The sequence below is a fragment of the Microbacterium sp. VKM Ac-2923 genome, assembly GCF_022815605.1.
GTDB lineage: Bacteria > Actinomycetota > Actinomycetes > Actinomycetales > Microbacteriaceae > Microbacterium.
The window spans coordinates 176,113-194,078 of sequence record NZ_JALGRP010000007.1 but is presented as its reverse complement, the minus strand read 5'-3'; the positions used below and the strand labels follow the sequence as shown (position 1 = coordinate 194,078).

Annotated in this window: 17 protein-coding genes; 6 read left to right on the top strand and 11 right to left on the bottom strand. The window is 70.3% G+C overall.

Translation table 11 applies throughout. The features are described 5' to 3' along the window. Positions 1 to 65 precede the first annotated feature (65 nt). From MT347_RS12965 to MT347_RS12950, 4 genes are all read right to left on the bottom strand, one after another. Positions 66 to 263: a class II lanthipeptide, LchA2/BrtA2 family gene (locus tag MT347_RS12965; protein WP_243501602.1), complete on the bottom strand. Its 198-nt coding sequence runs from the start codon at positions 261 to 263 to the stop codon at positions 66 to 68. Beyond that, on the bottom strand, positions 260 to 3,289 hold the full coding sequence (gene lanM, locus MT347_RS12960; protein ID WP_243501601.1) for a type 2 lanthipeptide synthetase LanM: 3,030 nt from the start codon (positions 3,287 to 3,289) through the stop codon (positions 260 to 262). The genes MT347_RS12965 and lanM overlap by 4 nt, the downstream gene beginning before the upstream one ends. 61 nt (positions 3,290 to 3,350) lie before the next feature. Continuing rightward, positions 3,351 to 3,533 carry a plantaricin C family lantibiotic gene (locus MT347_RS12955; protein WP_243501600.1) on the bottom strand — a complete coding sequence of 61 codons (183 nt, stop codon included), beginning with the start codon at positions 3,531 to 3,533 and terminating at the stop codon, positions 3,351 to 3,353. Between the two features lie 318 nt (positions 3,534 to 3,851). Beyond that, positions 3,852 to 5,006, bottom strand: a complete 1,155-nt coding sequence (locus MT347_RS12950; RefSeq protein WP_243501599.1) for a sensor histidine kinase — start codon at positions 5,004 to 5,006, stop codon at positions 3,852 to 3,854. A 260-nt stretch (positions 5,007 to 5,266) separates the two neighbouring features. Here MT347_RS12950 and MT347_RS12945 point away from each other — a divergent pair, with 260 nt between their 5' ends. Then, positions 5,267 to 5,923, top strand: coding sequence for a response regulator transcription factor (locus MT347_RS12945; RefSeq protein ID WP_243501598.1), 657 nt, complete (start codon positions 5,267 to 5,269; stop codon positions 5,921 to 5,923). Between the two features lie 167 nt (positions 5,924 to 6,090). Here MT347_RS12945 and MT347_RS18425 read toward each other — a convergent pair whose 3' ends face one another. Beyond that, complete coding sequence (locus MT347_RS18425) at positions 6,091 to 6,783, bottom strand: BBE domain-containing protein (protein WP_243501597.1); 693 nt, start codon at positions 6,781 to 6,783, stop codon at positions 6,091 to 6,093. 21 nt (positions 6,784 to 6,804) lie between these two features. Next, complete coding sequence (locus tag MT347_RS12935; protein ID WP_243501596.1) at positions 6,805 to 7,479, bottom strand: FAD-binding oxidoreductase; 675 nt, start codon at positions 7,477 to 7,479, stop codon at positions 6,805 to 6,807. Between the two features lie 290 nt (positions 7,480 to 7,769). Here MT347_RS12935 and MT347_RS12930 point away from each other — a divergent pair, with 290 nt between their 5' ends. Then, positions 7,770 to 8,846: an alkene reductase gene (locus tag MT347_RS12930; protein WP_243501595.1), complete on the top strand. Its 1,077-nt coding sequence runs from the start codon at positions 7,770 to 7,772 to the stop codon at positions 8,844 to 8,846. Between the two features lie 84 nt (positions 8,847 to 8,930). Here the strand turns inward: MT347_RS12930 and MT347_RS12925 are convergent, their stop codons facing one another. The 4 genes from MT347_RS12925 to MT347_RS12910 all read right to left on the bottom strand — a co-directional run bounded on the left by MT347_RS12925 (position 8,931) and on the right by MT347_RS12910 (position 12,811). Further along, positions 8,931 to 9,557 (bottom strand): methyltransferase, encoded by a 627-nt coding sequence (locus MT347_RS12925; protein WP_243501594.1) that lies wholly within the window; start codon positions 9,555 to 9,557, stop codon positions 8,931 to 8,933. Next, entirely contained in the window at positions 9,554 to 10,570 is a 1,017-nt protein-coding gene (locus MT347_RS12920; RefSeq protein WP_243501593.1) for a tripartite tricarboxylate transporter substrate binding protein, read from the bottom strand. The genes MT347_RS12925 and MT347_RS12920 overlap by 4 nt, the downstream gene beginning before the upstream one ends. Before the next feature lie 80 nt (positions 10,571 to 10,650). Then, positions 10,651 to 12,168 carry a tripartite tricarboxylate transporter permease gene (locus MT347_RS12915; RefSeq protein ID WP_243501592.1) on the bottom strand — a complete coding sequence of 506 codons (1,518 nt, stop codon included), beginning with the start codon at positions 12,166 to 12,168 and terminating at the stop codon, positions 10,651 to 10,653. A gap of 1 nt (position 12,169) precedes the next feature. Further along, complete coding sequence (locus MT347_RS12910) at positions 12,170 to 12,811, bottom strand: tripartite tricarboxylate transporter TctB family protein (protein ID WP_243501591.1); 642 nt, start codon at positions 12,809 to 12,811, stop codon at positions 12,170 to 12,172. Between the two features lie 139 nt (positions 12,812 to 12,950). Between MT347_RS12910 and MT347_RS12905 the strand changes: the two genes are divergently transcribed. The 4 genes from MT347_RS12905 (at position 12,951) to MT347_RS12890 (ending at position 16,890) form a co-directional block, all read left to right on the top strand. Beyond that, positions 12,951 to 13,790, top strand: coding sequence for a MurR/RpiR family transcriptional regulator (locus tag MT347_RS12905; protein ID WP_055952498.1), 840 nt, complete (start codon positions 12,951 to 12,953; stop codon positions 13,788 to 13,790). Beyond that, positions 13,787 to 14,974, top strand: coding sequence for an MFS transporter (locus tag MT347_RS12900; RefSeq protein WP_243501590.1), 1,188 nt, complete (start codon positions 13,787 to 13,789; stop codon positions 14,972 to 14,974). Before MT347_RS12905 ends, MT347_RS12900 begins: the two co-directional genes overlap by 4 nt. 309 nt (positions 14,975 to 15,283) lie before the next feature. Next, entirely contained in the window at positions 15,284 to 15,568 is a 285-nt protein-coding gene (locus tag MT347_RS12895; protein ID WP_243501589.1) for a helix-turn-helix domain-containing protein, read from the top strand. Next, positions 15,565 to 16,890: a type II toxin-antitoxin system HipA family toxin gene (locus MT347_RS12890; protein WP_243501588.1), complete on the top strand. Its 1,326-nt coding sequence runs from the start codon at positions 15,565 to 15,567 to the stop codon at positions 16,888 to 16,890. The genes MT347_RS12895 and MT347_RS12890 overlap by 4 nt, the downstream gene beginning before the upstream one ends. A 370-nt stretch (positions 16,891 to 17,260) precedes the next feature. Here the strand turns inward: MT347_RS12890 and MT347_RS12885 are convergent, their stop codons facing one another. Next, on the bottom strand, positions 17,261 to 17,875 hold the full coding sequence (locus MT347_RS12885; protein WP_243501587.1) for a hypothetical protein: 615 nt from the start codon (positions 17,873 to 17,875) through the stop codon (positions 17,261 to 17,263). Positions 17,876 to 17,966 lie beyond the last annotated feature (91 nt).

Below are 17,966 nucleotides of genomic sequence, written 5' to 3'. Positions count from 1 at the left end.
CGGTCCTTTCTGGAGGTGGGGGGAGGGGACCTCCGCCGCCGTGGGGCGGCGGAGGCCCGAGGGTCTCAGCCCTGGGTGCAGCGGGTCGTGCACGCCCCGGTCGGACAGAAGCCGGGCAGCGCGGCCGTCGCGGCGATCGTCAGGCCGGCGACGGCGCAGGGAGCCGTGGTCGTTCCGGCCGAGACGTCCTGGGCGTTCTCCGAGAGCAGGACGAGGTCGTCCTCCGCGATGAAGCCGGTGCGGTTGTGCGTGTTGGTGGTCATGTTGTGCCTTCCTTCTCTTCGTGGGTGTGCATGGATTCCGCCTTCTCGTCGAGAAGGGGGCTGTGGAGTCCGAGGACGCTGGGGAGAAGGTCCGGGCGCTGCGCGCGCATGAGCGCCCACGCGGTGCCGGCGGAGCCGATCATCAGGGACGACACGAAGCCGTACCGGTTGCGTCTGCCCGAACGGGCGCGGACGAAGGCCGAAGCCGCTCCCGCGGCGAGACCGGGAGCCAGGCGCGAGACGCGGCGCCCGTCGACGGCCAGGTCGGGGGCGACGGCGCCGACGTAGGCGAGCACGTCGATGGTGCCCGCGTCGCCGTGGCAGAGGGTGGGGTTGTTGCCGATCCCCTCGGCGAGCACGCCCCGCGACAGTTCGACCAGCTCCGCCGACGAGACGAGGTCCGCATCGATCGCGTGCGCCTCGGCGGCCGCGAGCAGCGTGCCGGTCGATCCGTGGCACCACGCGTGGCCCGCCGTGCGGTCGTCCGCGGCGAAGGTGCGCGGCCAGCCGGTCTCCCGGCGCGTATCCATCACGCGGCGGAACAGATGCGAGCCGGTCGAGGAGAGGGCGGGATCGTCGAGGCGCGCTCCCGCGCGCAGCAGCACCGCCGCGGCACCGACCGAACCGTGCGCGTAGCCGGTGTAGGCGGTATCGGCGTCGAAGAGCGGCATCTGCGCTCGCACGCGGCGGGCGATGGCGTCCACCGTCTCGGTCCCGGTGCCGTCGTCGACGGCCAGCGCGGCGGCGAGCGCGCCGACCGTGCCGCTGACGAGGTCCCACGACTGGTCCGGGCCGCCGACCCCGCGCCCGAGCACCCGCAGGAGCGCCGCGCGATCCAGCGTGAAGGAGCCGGGCCCGAGGAGCTGGTGACCCACCGACAGCGCGTAGGCGGTGCTGCCGGCCCCGGTGAGGCCCCCGACGGCGAAGGGGAGCTCGTCGATCACTCCGTCGGCGAACTGGCGCGCGATGGGGTCGAGCACCGAGAGGGCGACAGTGGCGTAGCGGTCGTCGCCGAACACGGCCGCTCCGGCCGCGAGGGCCAGGGCGACGCCGGGGGCTCCGCCGTAGAGGTCGTAGCCGAGCGTGCCGGGCGCCCACTGCGCCTGGTCGGGCACGGTCACCTGCGGGTCGATCCACGTCGCGGGGAAGCGCGGAGCGGTTCCCCGCACGACCGAGGCGACCAGATCATCCAGGATGCCGCGCGCGACCGCCGACGCCCCGTCATCGTCGACGCCGGACGAGGGGGAGTCCGGCCACACCGTCACGTCGTCGTCGGTGCTGAGCGAGGAGACGAAGGCCAGGTCGATGGCACGGTCCTGCGCGTCGAGCTCGGCGGCGAGGGCGGCGATGCCGTCGCGGGCGTTGTCGATGGGCGAGCGTTCGATCAGCGCGGGGAACGTTCGGCCGTCGGCGTCGGTCAACAGTGTCGAGTCCGCCCGGAGCGTGAAGTGGGGGATGTCGCCCTGGGCGAGCTGCGCGGCCTCCGACGCCTGCAGGGCGGGGTCGGCGGCGTCCCCGCGGCGCAGGACGACCCGCGACAGCACCGCGGCGCGCAGGGGGCGGTCGCTCCACGCCTGGGGGTGGTGGGCCAGCGTCAGGATCTGGCGGTACAGCGCGGACGCCGCCGGTACGTGCCGCACACGGACGCCCGAGAAGGCGCGCGCGACGACGTCGGCGAGGTCGTCGGCCCGGTGGGCGAGGGCGAGCGCCGTCGCCCGGTAGCCCGCGCGCACGGCGTCGCGCTGCTCGGCGGCGTCGAGGGCGCTGAAGGTGTCGGCCGGGGCATCCCCCGAGACCTCGGTGCGGGCGAGGGCCGTGTGCACGTCGAGCGAGTGGGCGTCGCGGATGACGACGCTGCGGAAGGGGCTCAACTGTCCCCCGCGGAAGCCGAGGACGCCGATGTCGAGCCCGGGGTCGTCGTCCGCTGAGCCGATGACCGTCGGCAGGATGCCGATACCGAGCACGGATCGCGAGATCGTGCGGCCCGCGACATCGGATGCCGCGCCGTCGGCGTAGTCGGGGAGGTGCCGGGGCACCGGGGTCAGCAGCGTCTCGCCGTCGATGACGACCGGCCCTTCGGGGCCCATGACGATGTTCTCGAAGTGCATGTCGTTGGCGCGCAGGGCCTGCAGGATCGCCAGCAGCGACCCGACGTCGCGCAGATAGGTGCGCGCCCGGGTGCGGGGAAGGTCGCCGATGCGGTCGACGAACTCCGCGTAGCCGTAGTCGCCGCGGTCGACGGTGCGCACCGCGGGGAGGGCGATGCCGGTCTCGCGACGTACCCACTGCAGCACGGCGACGAACGCGATGTCACCGGCGAGCGATCGCGGCTTGTAGACCGCCCGCGCGCCGTCGTCGTATTCGAGGACCGTGACCACGCGTCCGGAGCCGTGCGTGTCGCCGGCCCCCACGCGGAGGGAACTCAGCCGCGCGCGGTCCGACCCGCCGGTCAGTGCGGCGAGGGCTTCGCGGTCGTCTTCGACGCGCCCCAGCATCTCGCCCAGGGCCCGGACGGATGCCGCGAGGGCGGCGCGTGTCGCGGCGAGCGCGTCGGCGTGGTCGGTGAAGAGGCGTTCGCGGCCGGCGCCGGTGACCCAGTCGATGAAGGGGCCGAATCCCGCAGGGGCGTCGACCGGCGCGCCTTGCGCGGCCCGGAAGTCGTCGACGAGGTGCACCACGACGCGTCCGAGCGCGTCCGCCGCGCGTTCGCGCAGGTGCGTTCGCAGCTGCTCGGGTGCCCGGCCGTCGGGGTCGATCATCGGATGCCGCAGCATCGCGGCCGATTCCGGACCGGCGAGGGCGCGGGCGACGGCGTCGACGAGCTCGACGAGCCCCGCCGTCGGACCGAGCGCCCGCAGGGCGTCGATCACGGCGGCCTGCTCGGTGTCCGTCAGGGACCGGGGCGCGGGGGCGCTCAGCAGGTCGGCGACCACCGTCGTCGCCGTGACCCGCTCGGGCTCGTCGGCGGCCGACAGGACGTTCTCCAGCGACCGCTCGACGCGGTCCATGGTCTCTACGGGGCTCATTCGTTCGCCTTTCGGAGGGGGCGCGTGGCGGCGGTGGCCACCACGCGCCGGGGCCGTCGTGTCAGTTGCAGTTGTTCTGGCACTCGACCGTCGCCGTGCAGACCTGACCGTTGTTGCCGGCGACCCAACTGACGCCGTAACAGGTGAGCGAGGTGATGGTGGTGGTCCATCCCTGCCCGGCCGAGGTGAGGGCCTGGTCCTGCTCGGCGATCTCCTCGAGGAGGGAGACGTTGCGCTCTGTCATCGTGGGAACCCTTCGTTGCGGTGAGCGCCGCCCGCGACCCCGGCGGTCGTCGGTGTCCGGCGCATCAGGAACGTTTCCACTGGGGGCCGCAGCGTCGACACCGACGATCGGCCACATCCGTTTGGCCCTTCGGCGGTGCACGTGTGGGCCGTAGGGAGACGTGCGCGGTGGCCGCGAAGAGGGGGCGAGCGGCGCCGCGGACGCCGGTGCGGCGTCCGCCCACATGGGCCGCCGTCAGCCGAACCCGCGGCCCGGTGGGAGCGGGGGCCGCCCCGCGCGAAGCGCGCGCAGTCCCCACGGCCTAGCCGCGAACCCGGCTCAGCGCAGCGGGATCCGCAGCGTCACGAGCCAGTCGCCGCCGTCCATACCGGCGGTGAAGGTGCCGTCGAGGCGCCGCGCGCGTTCGGCCATGCGGACGGTGCCGTACCCGCCCGAGGGGAGCCCCGCCGTCCGTTCGCCGCCGAGGCCGTTGCGGAGGGTCAGGGTCGCGGCGTCGTCGTCGGCATGGAACGCGATGCGCACGTCGCCCCTCCCCCCGTGCTTGAGCACGTTGGTCGTCGACTCGCGCAGCACCCGGGCGATGGTGCGCTCCACGACACGGGGGAGCACGACGTCGTTCGCGTCGCAGCCGACGACGACGCGATGTCTCGCGGCGACGAGCTCGTGCTCGGCCGCGTCGATGGCATCCGCCAGTCCGGTCGCTCCGAAGGGGTCGTCGGCGAGCAGGCCGGAGTTCTCGGCGACGACACGGCGCAGATCCGAGAGGGCCCGCGCGGCGGATTCGCTGATCGCCGCCTGCGACTGCTGCCGGGTGCCGGCGTCGTCGGTGCGCACCAGCACCTGCGCGTGCATCGCGATGATGGTGAGGTCGTGGGCGATGACGTCGTGCAGTTCGTCGGCGATCCGCTGGCGCTCCGTGCGCGCGGCATCCTGTTGCGCGCGTGCGCTCACGGCGAGGCGCTCTTCGAGTCGTCGCCCGCGGTCGCTCGCCATGCGGGTGACCAGCCCCACCGCGCCCGACACGGCGGCGGCGAGCAGGGCCGCGGGCAGGTTGAACCCGCCGGGGTCGGAGACCATCACGATCGCGGCGCTCGCGACGAGGAACGCGGCGGCGAAGAGGGCGATGACGCCCCGAGCGCCGGTGCGGACGACCAGGCCGAGGGCGATGGCGAGCACCAGCAAGGTCTCGCGTTCGCTCGCGAAGGCGTAGGAGACGGGAACGGATGCCACGAGCACCGCGACCGCACCGACCGGCGTCCAGACGAACAGCGCGAAGGACGCCGTCAGCGCCGCCTGGAAGAGGGCGGGACCGACGGCGTCGGGGCGTGCGAGGAGGGCGACGACGATGCCGCCGGCCGTGCCGAGGGCGACCAGCACCAGTACCACGATGCTCTCGACGCGTGAGAGCCGGTCGGATCGCCAGGTGGCGGCGAGACCGCGCCACCACTCGCTCTGCACGGTCTGTTCCGCCATGCCTCGATTATCGATCGCGGGGCGCGGCCGGAACGACCCCGCGCCCGCGATCGGTCGAATCGCTCGTCAGGAGCAGATCCCCATGACCTGACACATGTAGCTCCAGATTCCCGACATCTCATCCCCCCGGTTCGTGCTGTTCGGTATCGATCTTCTGGGATCCTCTCGTGCCGCGAAAGGGCTGCCATCAGCCGTTCGTCTCTGGCATCCTTCGACTTTCGGCGAGGTGGGGTCCCTCGGTCGGTGGATAAGCTCGGGCCATGGCGAAGATCCGTGTCCTCATCGCCGACGACGAGATGCTGGTGCGTCGAGCGTTGTCGATCTTCCTCGAGAACGAGGAGATGACGGTGGTCGGCAACGCCGAGAACGGCCTGGATGCCGTCGAGAAGACACGCGCTCTTCAGCCCGATGTGGTCGTCATGGATCTGCAGATGCCCACCATGAACGGCGTCGAGGCGATCGCGCGCATCACCACGCAGTGGCCGCAGATCCGGGTCATCGCCGTGACGACCTTCGGGACGACGGATGCCGTGCTGCCGGCGCTCCGCGCGGGTGCGTCGGGCTACCTGCTCAAAGACACCGACCCTGACGACATCGTGGCGGCGGTGCGCGGCATCCACGCCGGGAACGGGGTGCTGTCGCCCCAGGTGACGGGCAAGCTCATCGCGTCGATCAAGGGCGCACCGCAGCCCGAGGTGCGCGGACTCGCGGAGCACGAGGAGCCGACCGACCGCGAGCGCGAGACGTTGGAGATGCTGGCGACGGGCAAGTCGAATGCCGAGATCGCCCGCGCGATGAACGTGTCGGAGGGCACCGTCAAGGCGCACCTGAGCAGCCTGATGTCGAAGTGGAACGTGCGGGATCGCGTGCAGTTGCTCATCCGTGCGGCACGAGCGGGCCTCGTCTCGTTCGAGTGACCGCATCCGGGGAACGGTGTGCTGGCGTGCCGCGCAGTCGTCAACGGCGCCCCGCTCGCCGACGCCGACCCTGCTCGGTGACGGGCTCGGCATCCGCTCCCCCTGCGTTCCACCGCGCCGCCTATATCGCCCCCGATGACCCCTAGGCGACCGCCTCACGCCCCCACTCAGCCACCCGCCGGCACAACCGGGTTCGCCGCCGCGAACACGTTCCGCGGGTCCCACTCCGCCTTCAGCGCGCGCAACCGGTCGAGCGACGCCCCGAAGCCCGGCGCGCGGTCCGAGCCGCCGTCGAGGAACGTTAGCACCAGCGCCTCGCTCGCCCACGGCTCAAAGCACTCGATGAAGGCGTCAGCCGCGGCCCGCGCCACCGGGACCGCCTCAGGCACGGGTGGCACCGCGATCCCGTGCACGATGTAGTCGCCCGCGATCGCCGACACCGCGCCACCCGCCGGCACCGGGCGGGACGCGGCCCCGCCCACGTGTCGCAGCTCCGAGACGAAGAGCGCCGGGTCCGCGGATGCCGCGACGAACGCCGCGACGGCCTCGTCGGTCAGCGTCTCGAGGATCCGGTGACGGGTCACCGCCGGGGTCGGCTGCGGCGGATCCATGTGCACGTGCACGAGTCCCGCCGAGGGGATCCGCCCGAACGTGTCGATCTCGGGCGCGAGGTCGCGGAGGGGCTGCAGCAGCTCGTCGGCGCGCGCGTCGGTCTCGAGCACGGCTCCGTCGACCACGACGAGGGAGCGTCCCGAAAGGAAGGGCGGCAGTTCGGGCAGGGGCGGCAGGTGCAGTACGCGCAGGGTCGAGGTGACGGATTCGGGAGCGGATGCCGTCCACTCGGCCCACGCGCGGCTCACCGCCTCCGTGCGCGTGGCGTTTCACAGCAGCATCCCGGCGAACACGTCGGCGTAGGGCAGCAGATTGATCTCGAGCGAGACCACAATGCCGAACGACCCCGACCCTCCGCGGACGGCCCAGAACAGGTCGGTGTTCTCGTCGGCGCTCGCGCGCACGAGCGTGCCGTCGGCGGTGACGACCTGCGCCGACCTCACGGCGTTGATCCCGAGCCCGTGTGCCCGCGCGTAGAACGAGACGCCGCCGTTGAGCGAATACCCGACGACCGAGACGTCGCCCGCGCTGCCGTGCAGGGCGGTGAGGCCGTGAGGCGCGGTGGCATCCAGGACGTCGTTCCAGTGCGACCCGCCGAGCACGGTCGCGGTGCGGGTCTCGGGGTGCACGGTGACCCCGCGCAGCGCACCGAGCCGCACCAGCACCACGTCAGCGAGGTCGGTCTCGCAGAGCCCCGGAGCCGCGTGCCCGGTGGACTGCGCCGCGATGCGCAGACCCGCTGTCGTCGCCGCGCGCACGATCGCGACGACGTCGTCGGCCGACTCCGGGGTGGCGACGGCGAACGGACGCTGGTCAGCGGTGGGATTCCACGGCGCGCGCACGACGTCGTACTCGGGCTCGTGGGCGAAGACGACACGCGAACCGAGCGCTTCGCGCAAGGCCATGGCGCGATCGTCGAGGGACGTTTCGAAGAGGGATGCCATCGGAAGACCGTTCTTTCGGGTGGGCGACGCTGCGACGCCGACCATCTTCCTCGCCGACATCGTTCCTGACCAGAGGCAGTTTCGGGCCTGCCGGGGCGACCTTGCCCATCTCGCCGCCACGATGGCATCCGCCCCTCTGCGCGCAGCGGATCCGGGCGCCGATCCCGTCCGCGAGGTCAGCGCTCCCCCACCGTCAAGCCTCCATGCCGTGTCGGCTCGCCCCGTTGGAATAGGCAGCCGCCACCCCTCGTTGCCATGCCGTGGCCCCCGTTCCCCACGAAAGGACCCCCGTGAGCCTGTTCAGCCCCACCACCGTCGGCGACGTCGACGTTCGCAACCGCGTGTCGCTCGCCCCGATGACCCGCCTCCGCGCCGACGTCAACGGCGTCCCCGGACCCATCGTCGCGAAGTACTACGCGCAGCGCGCGGGCATCGGCCTGCTGGTGACCGAGGGCGTGTTCCCGAGCGCCGAATCGCGTGCGTACCCGGGCCAGCCCGGCATCGTCACCGACGCACAGGCCGCCGGCTGGGCCAAGGTCGCCGACGCCGTGCACGCCGAGGGCGGCACCGTCTTCATGCAGCTCATGAACGGCGGACGCGTCACGCACCCCGACATCACCGGCACCGATCGCATCGTCGCCCCCTCAGCAATCGCCATCGAGGGCGAAACCCGCCTGGCCGACGGCACCAAGGTCGCCTACGCCACCCCCCACGCGCTCGAGACCGCCGAGCTCGCCACCGTCCGCGACGAGTTCGTCGCCGCCGCGCGACGGGCAGTGGATGCCGGCTTCGACGGCGTCGAGCTGCACGGCGCCAACGGATACCTCCTCCACGAGTTCCTCTCCCCCGCCTCCAACCAGCGCACCGACGGCTACGGCGGATCGCCCGAGGCCCGCGCCCGCTTCGTCATCGAGGTCGCCGAAGCCGTCGTCGCCGAGATCGGCGCCGGACGCGTCGGCATCCGGATCTCGCCCGCCCACAACATCCAGGACGTCTGGGAAAAGGACGAGGCTGAGACCCGCGCCACCTATGAAGCGCTCATCGGCGGCCTCGCCCCGCTGGGCCTCGCCTACCTGAGCGTGCTGCACGCCGACCCCGCCGGCGAGTTCATCCAGGACCTCCGCCGCGCGTTCGGCGGCACGGTCATCGTCAACACCGGCTTCTCGAGCATCACCACGCGCGACGAGGCCGTGTCGGCTGTCGACGAGGGCATCGCCGACCTGGTCGCCGTCGGTCGCCCCGCGATCGCGAACCCCGACCTCGTGACCCGCTGGCAGAAGGGCGCCGACGAGAATCAGGTCGACCAGCCCACCGTCTACGGCGGCGATGAGCGCGGCTACACGGACTACCCGTTCCTCCAGGGCTGACTGACGTTGAAGGGCCTCGCACGGACGGTGGATGCCGTTCGCGCGAGGCCCTTCCTCGTGTCCGGTGACGCTGGCTCGGTGGGGTCAGATCACCGACGCCCGGATGCTCGCCCGCTTCCGGGCTTCGCTCTCGAGCTTCTGCTCGGCGAGGTCGACGATCGTGTCGAGCTGTGCGCGCGGGATGAACACGACGCCGTCGGCGTCGGCGACCACGACGTCGCCGGTGAGCACGGCCACTCCCCCGATCGCGACCGCGCCGCCGATCACTCCGGGGCCGTTCTTGTACGGACCGGCGGGGGTCACCCCGCGGGCGAAGACGGGGAGCCCGAGCTCGCGGATGGCGTCGACGTCGCGCACGCAGCCGTCGACGACGAAGCCGGCCACCCCGAGGCTCAGCGCCCGCTCGGCGATGAGGTCACCGATCAGCGCCCTCGTCGTGTCGCCGAAGCCGTTGAGCACGATGACCTCGCCCGGCTGCACGACGTCGAGCGCCGCGTGGACGATCTGGTTGTCGCCCGCCGCCGTGAGCACGGTCAGCGCCGGTCCCACCAGGCGCGCACCCGCCCACGTCGGTGAGATGCCGGCATCCGGAGACCCAAGGCGCTGCATCGAGTCGACGACCGCCGAGGCGGCCAAGGGCGCGAGGCGCTCGCGCTCGGAGGCGCTGAGGGGAGCGCGCTCGATGACGGCTGTCGCCACGGCCGAGGTCACGGCGACACCTGCAGCAGTTCGTCGATGATGGGCGAGATCGTGGCTTCGCGCTCTTCCCAGAGCTTCGCGACCTCGGCTCCCGGCATCCAGGATGCGACGGTGGCGGCGTTGGTGAGCTTCTCGATGACCGCGGGGTCTGCCGCGGCGACCTCGAGGGCGGCCTCCAGCGAGGAGCGGATGTTCTCGGGCGTCTCCGCCGGCACAGACAGGGTGAAGCGGCTGTTCATCGGCGCCACCTCGAAGCCCTCGCCGGACAGCGTGGGCACGTCGGGCATGAGTTCGCTCTGCTCGTCCTCGACGATCGCCAACAGGCGGATGTCGCCGGACTTGTACGGGCCGTAGAAGCTCGACACCCCGCCGAGGGCGAAGTTCACCTCGCCCGACATGACAGCGGCCACCTTGTCGGCACCGCTGTTGTAGTGGACGATGTTGAACTCCAGGTCGAGTTCGTTCTCGAGGATCCGCAGGTTGACGTGGTCGTCGCCGGCGCGCGAGTCGGTGCCCGCCGTGATGGTGCCGGGGTCGTCTTCGACGGCGGCGAACAGGTCGTCGATGGTCTTGTACGGGCTGTTCGCGGCCACGCCGATCACGACCGAGTTCGTGGCGAACGAACCGACCGGCAAGAAACTCTCGCGATCGAAGGTGGCGTTCTTGGAGGGGTCGAGGTAGCGACCGAGGATGGACGGGATGTTCGTGTAGCCGAACGTCGTGCCGTCGGGTGCCGAGGTGGCGAGCTTGCTGAGGCCGACGACCTGGCTGCCGCCCTCGAGGTTCACGACCTGGATGTTGGCGTCGAGGGATTCCTGCATAGCCGGCGCGACGATGCGGGCCAGGATGTCGTTGCCGGCACCGGCGGCCGAGGGGACGATCCATTCGATGTCGGTTCCGGCGGCGGGCCAGGCCTCGTCGGCGCCGTCGCCGCTCGAGGTCGATCCGGTGGCGGATGAGCATCCGACGAGGGCCACGGCAGCCAGGGCTGCAACGGCGCCGAGGGTCAGGGAGCGGATTCGCATGCTGTTTTCTCCTTCTGGTGGGGATGACGAATGTGCGGGGATGCTGAATGTGTCGGGATGACGAGGGTGCGGGGACGGGGCTAGGCGTCGACACGTGCACGGGAACGGGACCGCGACCGCACGAAGGCGGCGAGCGCGGGGCGGCTCGCTCCGAGCGCGACGGCGAGGGCGCAGACCACGAGGAGGCCGGTGGCGATCGGGCTGCTCGTGAACACTCCCCAGTCACCGCGCGACAGGGCGAGCGAGCGCTGGAAGTTCTCCTCGAGCATCGGGCCGAGGATGATCGCGAGCACGAGCGGCGTCAGCGGCACGCGCAGCAGGTGGAAGACGTAGCCGATCACGCCCGCGGCGACCATGACGAAGATCTCGAAGGTGCTGCCGTTGATCGAGTAGGTGCCGAGGAACATGAACGCGAGGATCGCGGCCATCAGGTAGGCGAACGGCAGGCGGAGTACGGCGATCCAGACGCGCACGAGGGGCACGTTGAGGATCAACAGGATGACGTTGCCCACGAGGAAGCTGGCGATGATGGCCCAGGCGACCTCGGGGTTGTCGCGGAACAGCAGCGGTCCCGGGATGAGCCCGTTGACGGTGAACGCACCCGCCATGATGGCGACCGTCGCCGACGTCGGGATGCCAAGGGTGAACAGCGGGATCATCGACGACACTGCGAGGGCGTTGTTGGCGGATTCGGGTCCGGCGACGCCCTCCATCGCGCCCCGGCCGAACTCCGCGCGGTGCTTCTTCGAGAAGCGCTTCTCGGCGGCGTACGAGGCCAGCGAGGTCGCGGCTCCGGGCGAGCCGGGGAGCAGGCCCATGAAGAAGCCGATGATCGAGCCGCGGAAGAAGGGTTTCCACGAGCGGCGGAAGTCGTCGCGGGTGGGGTAGAGCCGTCCGATCGAGAGGGGCTTGGCGATGCCTGCGGGGCCGCGTTGGGCCTGGGCGAGGATCTCGCTGAGGCCGAACGCGCCCATGACGATCGCGACGAGGCCGATGCCGTCGAAGAGCTGCGGCATGTCGAATCCGAAGCGCACGATGCCGACGCCCGGGTCGAGGCCGACCGTCGCGATCGCGAGGCCGACGCCGGCGCTGATGAGCGCCTTGGCGGGGTTGCTGCCCGCGAAGCTCGTGATGAGCAGCAGTCCGAGGAACGACACGAGGAACAGCTCGGGGGCGCCGAACTCCAGCGCGATCCGCGCGAAGGGGGCGACGAGCACGAACCCGACGACGCCGACCAGCCCGCCGATGAACGACCCCACCGCCGCGATGACGAGCGCCGGGCCGCCGCGCCCGCGCTTGGCGAGCTCGTATCCGTCGAGGGTCGTCGCCACCGACGACGCCTCACCGGGGATCCGCAGCAGGACGGCGGTGATCGTGCCGCCGAAGGCCGCTCCGTAGAGGATGGCGGCGAGCATGATGATCGCGGTCGTGGGCGAGAGCCCGAAGGTGACCGGGATGAGCAGCGAGACGGCTGCTGCGGGCCCGAAGCCGGGCAGCACGCCGACGAGCATGCCGAGCACGCAGCCGAGGAGGGCGAAGAGCAGGTTCTCGGGAGTCAGGACGGTGAGGAGTCCTTGGAAGAGAGCGCCGAATTCCATGTCAGAGGCCGATCATCCGGAGCACGGTGATGCTCGAGTGCGGGAGGGCGGTGCCGAGCAGGTCGGCGAAGACGAACCGGCTGATGACGGCGACGCCGACCGCGATGAGAAGGGCGACCCACCAGCGGCGAGCGCTCACGAGGGTCATCACGCTGAAGAGCAGCAGCGTCATGGTGAGGAGGTACCCGAGCACCGGCAAAAGGATCGCGGCGAGCACGAGCGATCCCGCCACGATGGCGACGCGCAGGATGCCACGACGGTCGGGGAGGGCGATGTCGTCGTCTTCCTCATCGATGCCATCGACGACGAGCACGCCGATCGCGGTGTCGGTGGGCGGGTCGACGCGGTTGCCCTCGAAGGGCGTCCGTGCGTCGTGTTCCGACCGGTTCGCCTCGCGCCGCTGCGCCGCAGCCGCACCGAGCAGCTGCAGCGCCCAGAGCACCGCGCCGAGGGCGATCGTGGCTCCCGCGACGACCGGGAAGAACCCGGCGCCCACCCCGGTCACGTTGGTCAAGCCGTAGCCGAAGCCCGACACCATGACCGCGATACCGGCGACGGCACCGATCGCCACGACAGACCACTCCAGGTACTGCCGTGCCCTCGTCGGGGACGAGGTTTGCACCACATCAGACGCCATCGTCATCCGCCTCTCTGCGGGTTTCGTGCTAGGTGTGTGTGCAAGACCGTTGTCGCAACTTGCGCACTTGCACAGGATTGCAGGATGGTCCAGACTTGTCAACAACCGACCCGCTCGATCGGCGTCGTGCCTCGAAGGAGAGAACATGAGCTTCCGCGCCGTCGCGACTCGTAACACCGCCGCCCTGAGCACCACGGAGCAGAAGGTCATGACGGTGCTGTTGAGCGCCGCGACGTCGTCGACGACGGCGGCCGACGTGGCAGCCCAGGCCGGTACGCACGAGTCGACCGTGGTGCGTCTCGCGCAGAAGCTGGGCTATCGCGGATACCCCGACCTGCGCCGCGACCTCCGCGCCGACGAGGTGAACCCCGCGCTCTCCGGGGCGCCGATGCGGCAGGAGTCCGGGGCCGACCTGGCATCCTTCGTCGCCGACGAGCGGGCCGGTCTCGAGCGGCTGTCGGAGTTCGTCCCCCAGTCCGCGATCGACGCCGCCGCCCGCGACATCGCCGGCGCCGGGGTCGTCTACATCTTCGCGAACGGCGACGCCCGATCGCTGCAGGAATTGCTCGCCCGCCGCTTCCGCCGGTTGGGGATGGTCGTGGTCACCCTCTCGCCCCAGGCGAAGGACCTCGCCGAGCGCTTCGTGCCGTTCGACTCCACCAGCATCCTGATCGGCTTCGCGTTGCGCGAGACCCCGCGGATGCTTCCCGCCCTCATCGCCGAGGCGCAGCGCCGACGCGGACGCAGCCTGCTCATCACCGACGTGCCGGGCGCGCAGTTCCGGCCTGCGCCCGACCACCTGATCGCGGCCCTCCGCAGTGCCGACAGCGAGTACCGCACCCTCTTCGTGCCGATGGCCATCTGCTACGCGCTCCAGCTCGCGGTCTACCACCTCGACTCCGAGCGGTATCACGCCGTGCGCGAAGACATCGACGGACTCACCCGCATGCTCGGCGGCACCGACGAGATCCCCCTCCGGCCGTGACCGGCCCCGCCTGGCGGGCTGCGCTCAGCACCCAGGCGGCGCTGTCGCAGGCCTCGTGGGTCGGTGTCCGGCTGATGGTCGGCTACCGGGCGCTCGAGCTGGGCGGGGATCCGCTGCTGCTCGCCGCGCTCGCGGCATCCTTCGCCGTTCCGACGATCGTCGCGGCGCTTCCCGCGGGCCGCATCTGCGACCGGGTCGGCGGCAGCACCGTCGCCTTCGCCGGCCTTCTCATCGCCTCGGCCGGCGCGGTCGTCGTGCTCGCCCTGCCGTCGACCGTCCTTCTGCTGTTCGCCGCGACCCTGACGATCGGCTTGGGCCACCTCTTCGTGATGATCGGCCAGCAGACCTTCGTCGCGCACGCGAGCCGTGGGGGCTCGATGGACAGCGGCTTCGGCACCCTCAGCGCCGCGGCATCCATCGGTCAGCTGATCGGTCCCCCGGCCGTGACCATCGCCGCGACCCTCGCCGCGCGCGATGAGCCCGACACGACCGCGGGCTTCGCCGTCTGCCTCGCCTTCACGGTGCTCGCTCTACCGCTGATCCTCTTCCTGCGCCGCGGCGATACGCACCGCCGAACTACCGCCGCGAAGGCCCCGCGCGTTCCGCTCTCAGCGGTGATGAAAGCGCCCGAGCTGTGGCGGGCCCTCGCCGTCAGCGGAGCCGTGCTCGTGACGGTCGACCTGCTCTACACCTTCGTGCCGCTGTGGGCGGTCGAGAAGGGCATCGCCCCGGTCACCGTCGGCCTGCTGCTCGCCCTGCGCGCCATCGTCTCGGTGGTGAGCCGCCTCGGCCTCGCCCGCATCGTCGCGCGATTCGGCCGCCGCACCCTGCTCGTCGTGGCGATGCTCCTGGGCGTCGCGAGCCTCGTCGCCCTGCCCTTCGCGAACCAGTGGGGCGCGATCCCCGTGATGATCGCTCTCGGCATCGCCCTCGGCCTCCCCCAACCCCTCACGATGGCCTGGACCACCGCGATCACCCCGCCCGCGGTGCACGGCGCCGCCCTCGGCCTGCGCCTGACCGCCAACCGCGTGCTGCAGGTGCTGATCCCGGTGAGCGTGGGCCTCGTCGCCGGTCCTCTCGGACTCGTGGCGATCTTCTGGTCTAATGCGGCCGTGCTCGCCGTGGGGGTGGCGATCGTCGCGACGTCGCGTACGAGTGATCGCGATGGGGAGGGTTTGGAATAGCGGGCTGGCGCTACGAGACTGCTCGGTAGCGCCGCATGTTGAACTCCCGGCGCTCGATGAGCTCGAGCCGTACATGATCCCGGATGCCATCGAACAGGCGCGGCTACTGGTCGCCCCTGCGTGATCGATATGCACAGACGGAGAATGGAGGTCGCGAGGTGCGGCGAGCTGGGCCGAGTTGTCGCTCCACGGCATGCCCGGATTTGTCGGTGTACGCGTTGACGTACACGTCGCCGCATGTCAGAGTTCTCGTACATCAAAGGATGTGACTGAGATCTCGTACATGGCGTGAGCAAGGGAGGGCTACTGGTGCTCGTGAACGTCTCGCACGACTGGGGGAACATCGTCCGCGACCGCCGCTCCGACCTGGGACTCACCCAGGCGGAGCTGGCGCGGCGGATCGGGCGTGCCCGCCAGTGGGTGGTCCGGTTCGAGTCCGGTCACACCGGAAGCGCGAGCGTGGACAGCCTGATGGCGGTGCTCAATGCACTTGATCTTTATGCCGAGGTCGACACGGCGGAGGACGAGACCGACTCGGATCCGATATTCATGGATGTCGTCGACCCATGGGACAAGCCGAGGGCGCAGCCGTGAGGCTCACCGCGTATCTGGACGGGCGCCGCGTCGGCTGGTTCACCCAGCGCGACGGTGGCGACGTCTCGCTGGAATTCGATCCCGCCTGGCAGCGTGATGCCGGCCGCCTCGAACTGTCGCTGTCGTTGCCGAAGAGCCGACGCCGACACGAGGGCACCGCGCCCGGCAACTTCCTCTGGAACCTTCTGCCAGACAACGACGACGTGCTGGCGCGGTGGGGTCGGACGTTCGGAGTCTCCCCGCGAAACCCGATGGGGTTGCTTGCCAACGTCGGACGGGATGCGGCGGGCGCCGTGCAGCTCATCGACTCGGCTGAGTGGGACGATTCGGTCCTCGACGGACCGGGCGAAATCGAGTGGGTCGATGACGCGATCATCGCGTCACATCTGCGCGAACTGCGAGCCGACCCTGCCGCGTGGGTGGCGACGGGGTACGAGGGGGGCTACTTCTCGCTCGCCGGAGCACAGTCCAAGTTCACCCTCGTCCGTGGCCCCGACGCCTGGGGGTTCGCGACCGGGAGCGCCGCGTCGACGCACATCGTCAAGCCTGGCGTGGCAGGGCTCCGCAGGGGCGATCTGAATGAGCACCTGACCATGCGCGCTGCGCATCACCTGAACATGGATGTCGCACGCAGCCGACTGGTGAACTTCGACGACGAGAGCGCGATCGTGGTCGAGCGGTTCGACCGGCATCGCCGCGCTGAGCAAGCTAAGGGAACGTCAATCGCCCGCGCGCACCAGGAGGACTTTGCGCAGGCAACGGGCACGCCCCCGACTGCGAAGTATCAGAACGAGGGCGGCCCAGGCATCGCCGCGATCTCACGGCTCATCATCGACAGATTCGGTCCCGCGGGCCCCATGCACGCCCTGGGGTTCTTCGACGCGACGATCTTCAACTGGGTTGCGCTGGGAACCGATGCTCACGCGAAGAACTACGCGTTGCTTTGGCCGGCGGTTCGAACAGGATGGCCTCGCCTTGCGCCTCTCTATGACCTCGGCTCGGCACTGGCGTATCCCGAGATCAACAATCGCAGAGCAAAGCTCGCGATGTCATTCGACGGCCGTTATCGCACCTTCGAGATCGAGCCTCGGCATATCGTGCGCGAGGCGAGTGTCTTCAACGGCATCTTGGGGCAAGAAGCCACTGCGGACTGGGTGTACTCGCGCGCACGGACGTACGTCGATGGGTTGCCGGAGGCGCTGAGCCTTGCCGCCGAGGAGGCCTCCCTGAACGGGGAGGAACGACAGTTTGCTGAGTCTCTGATCGATCGAGCCCGCGAGCGCACACAGCATCTGCGGCGGGAGCTGGACCGGCGGTCGTGACCACTCCACCGCCGACTTCAGGATGCCGGCCGATATTCCCCGATCCGACAAGGTCGTCCTCGGCCTGGGCGCCGCCGCGCTTCGACGTCGCGTCGATGACCCGGCGAACGGGAGGTCACCGGCATCCATCCAGTCGGGCCACGCCCCTGACTCGGGCCGGCGCCACGCGTCCCGCATCATCTTGTAGGTGACGCGCCCGTAGAGCAGGGCGTCGGAGCGTCGGACCTTGTCGGCCCAGGACGTCACGGACTCGGCGTCCGGCGACAGCCCGGCTTCGTGGTGAACGCAGCTGTCGAAGGTAGCGTTGATGTCATGGCGGATCGGGTGAGTCACCGTCAACCAAGGTCCGCCGCCACGACCACATGATGGCTCATGGAGCGGCGGTTGCCTTGTCTGGAGTCGACGCGGGTTGGACGTGCCTGACGGCTTCGCGCCCAAAGGCGATGCGGCTGCCATCGGGGGTGGTGACGTTCCAGTTCTCGGCGCCGCCCTTCCCGAACCGTACTTTCGTGTACGCGGATTCGACGTTGCTGCTCCACGCATCGATCGCGTTGATGACCTCCTGCAGCGTGAATCCGTCCTGCCCGATCCGTTCGGAATACTCATCGAAGACGTAGTGCATGAAATGCGCTGCCATCAACCGCTTCTGATAGCGCGTCGCTTGATCGAGTGCCGCGCGAGCCAGATTCAACATCCCCCAAAACAGTGCCACCAGGGCTCCAGCAAACGCGGTGGCGCGGAGGATGACGAAGACTCCCAGAACGATGTTCCCCTCATTTTCTTTCAGCTCCGCAACGCTGTGGTCCGTGAGCACGGGCAGCTGGAAGAAGCCGACGATGCCTATCGCTGCGGCCATCGCGAACACGACGCCAGCGACGATCCAGTTCGAGATCATCGCGTTGCTCAGCCCAGCTATTACGACACCGAACTCCGCCGACTTCATGGGAGTCGCGTCCGCCTCCGCGGCCTCTCGCTTCTTCTTCATAGCTGGATTCTGTATGACCAAGACCTACTGCTGCACGTTGATGACGTAAACCACTAAAAGCTCAGCAGCACCACGACGATGAGCCCGTCGT

Excerpts from the sequence above, each read along its gene's own strand:
- MT347_RS12935 (WP_243501596.1), bottom strand. The coding sequence starts at position 7,479 with ATGGCATCCCTCTTCGAAACGTCCCTCGACGATCGCGCCATGGCCTTG.
- lanM (WP_243501601.1), bottom strand. The coding sequence starts at position 3,289 with ATGAGCCCCGTAGAGACCATGGACCGCGTCGAGCGGTCGCTGGAGAAC.
- MT347_RS12955 (WP_243501600.1), bottom strand. The coding sequence starts at position 3,533 with ATGACAGAGCGCAACGTCTCCCTCCTCGAGGAGATCGCCGAGCAGGAC.
- MT347_RS12885 (WP_243501587.1), bottom strand. The coding sequence starts at position 17,875 with ATGAAGAAGAAGCGAGAGGCCGCGGAGGCGGACGCGACTCCCATGAAG.
- MT347_RS12905 (WP_055952498.1), top strand. The coding sequence starts at position 12,951 with ATGAGCTTCCGCGCCGTCGCGACTCGTAACACCGCCGCCCTGAGCACC.
- MT347_RS12915 (WP_243501592.1), bottom strand. The coding sequence starts at position 12,168 with ATGGAATTCGGCGCTCTCTTCCAAGGACTCCTCACCGTCCTGACTCCC.
- MT347_RS12945 (WP_243501598.1), top strand. The coding sequence starts at position 5,267 with ATGGCGAAGATCCGTGTCCTCATCGCCGACGACGAGATGCTGGTGCGT.
- MT347_RS12965 (WP_243501602.1), bottom strand. The coding sequence starts at position 263 with ATGACCACCAACACGCACAACCGCACCGGCTTCATCGCGGAGGACGAC.
- MT347_RS12920 (WP_243501593.1), bottom strand. The coding sequence starts at position 10,570 with ATGCGAATCCGCTCCCTGACCCTCGGCGCCGTTGCAGCCCTGGCTGCC.
- MT347_RS12950 (WP_243501599.1), bottom strand. The coding sequence starts at position 5,006 with ATGGCGGAACAGACCGTGCAGAGCGAGTGGTGGCGCGGTCTCGCCGCC.
- MT347_RS12910 (WP_243501591.1), bottom strand. The coding sequence starts at position 12,811 with ATGACGATGGCGTCTGATGTGGTGCAAACCTCGTCCCCGACGAGGGCA.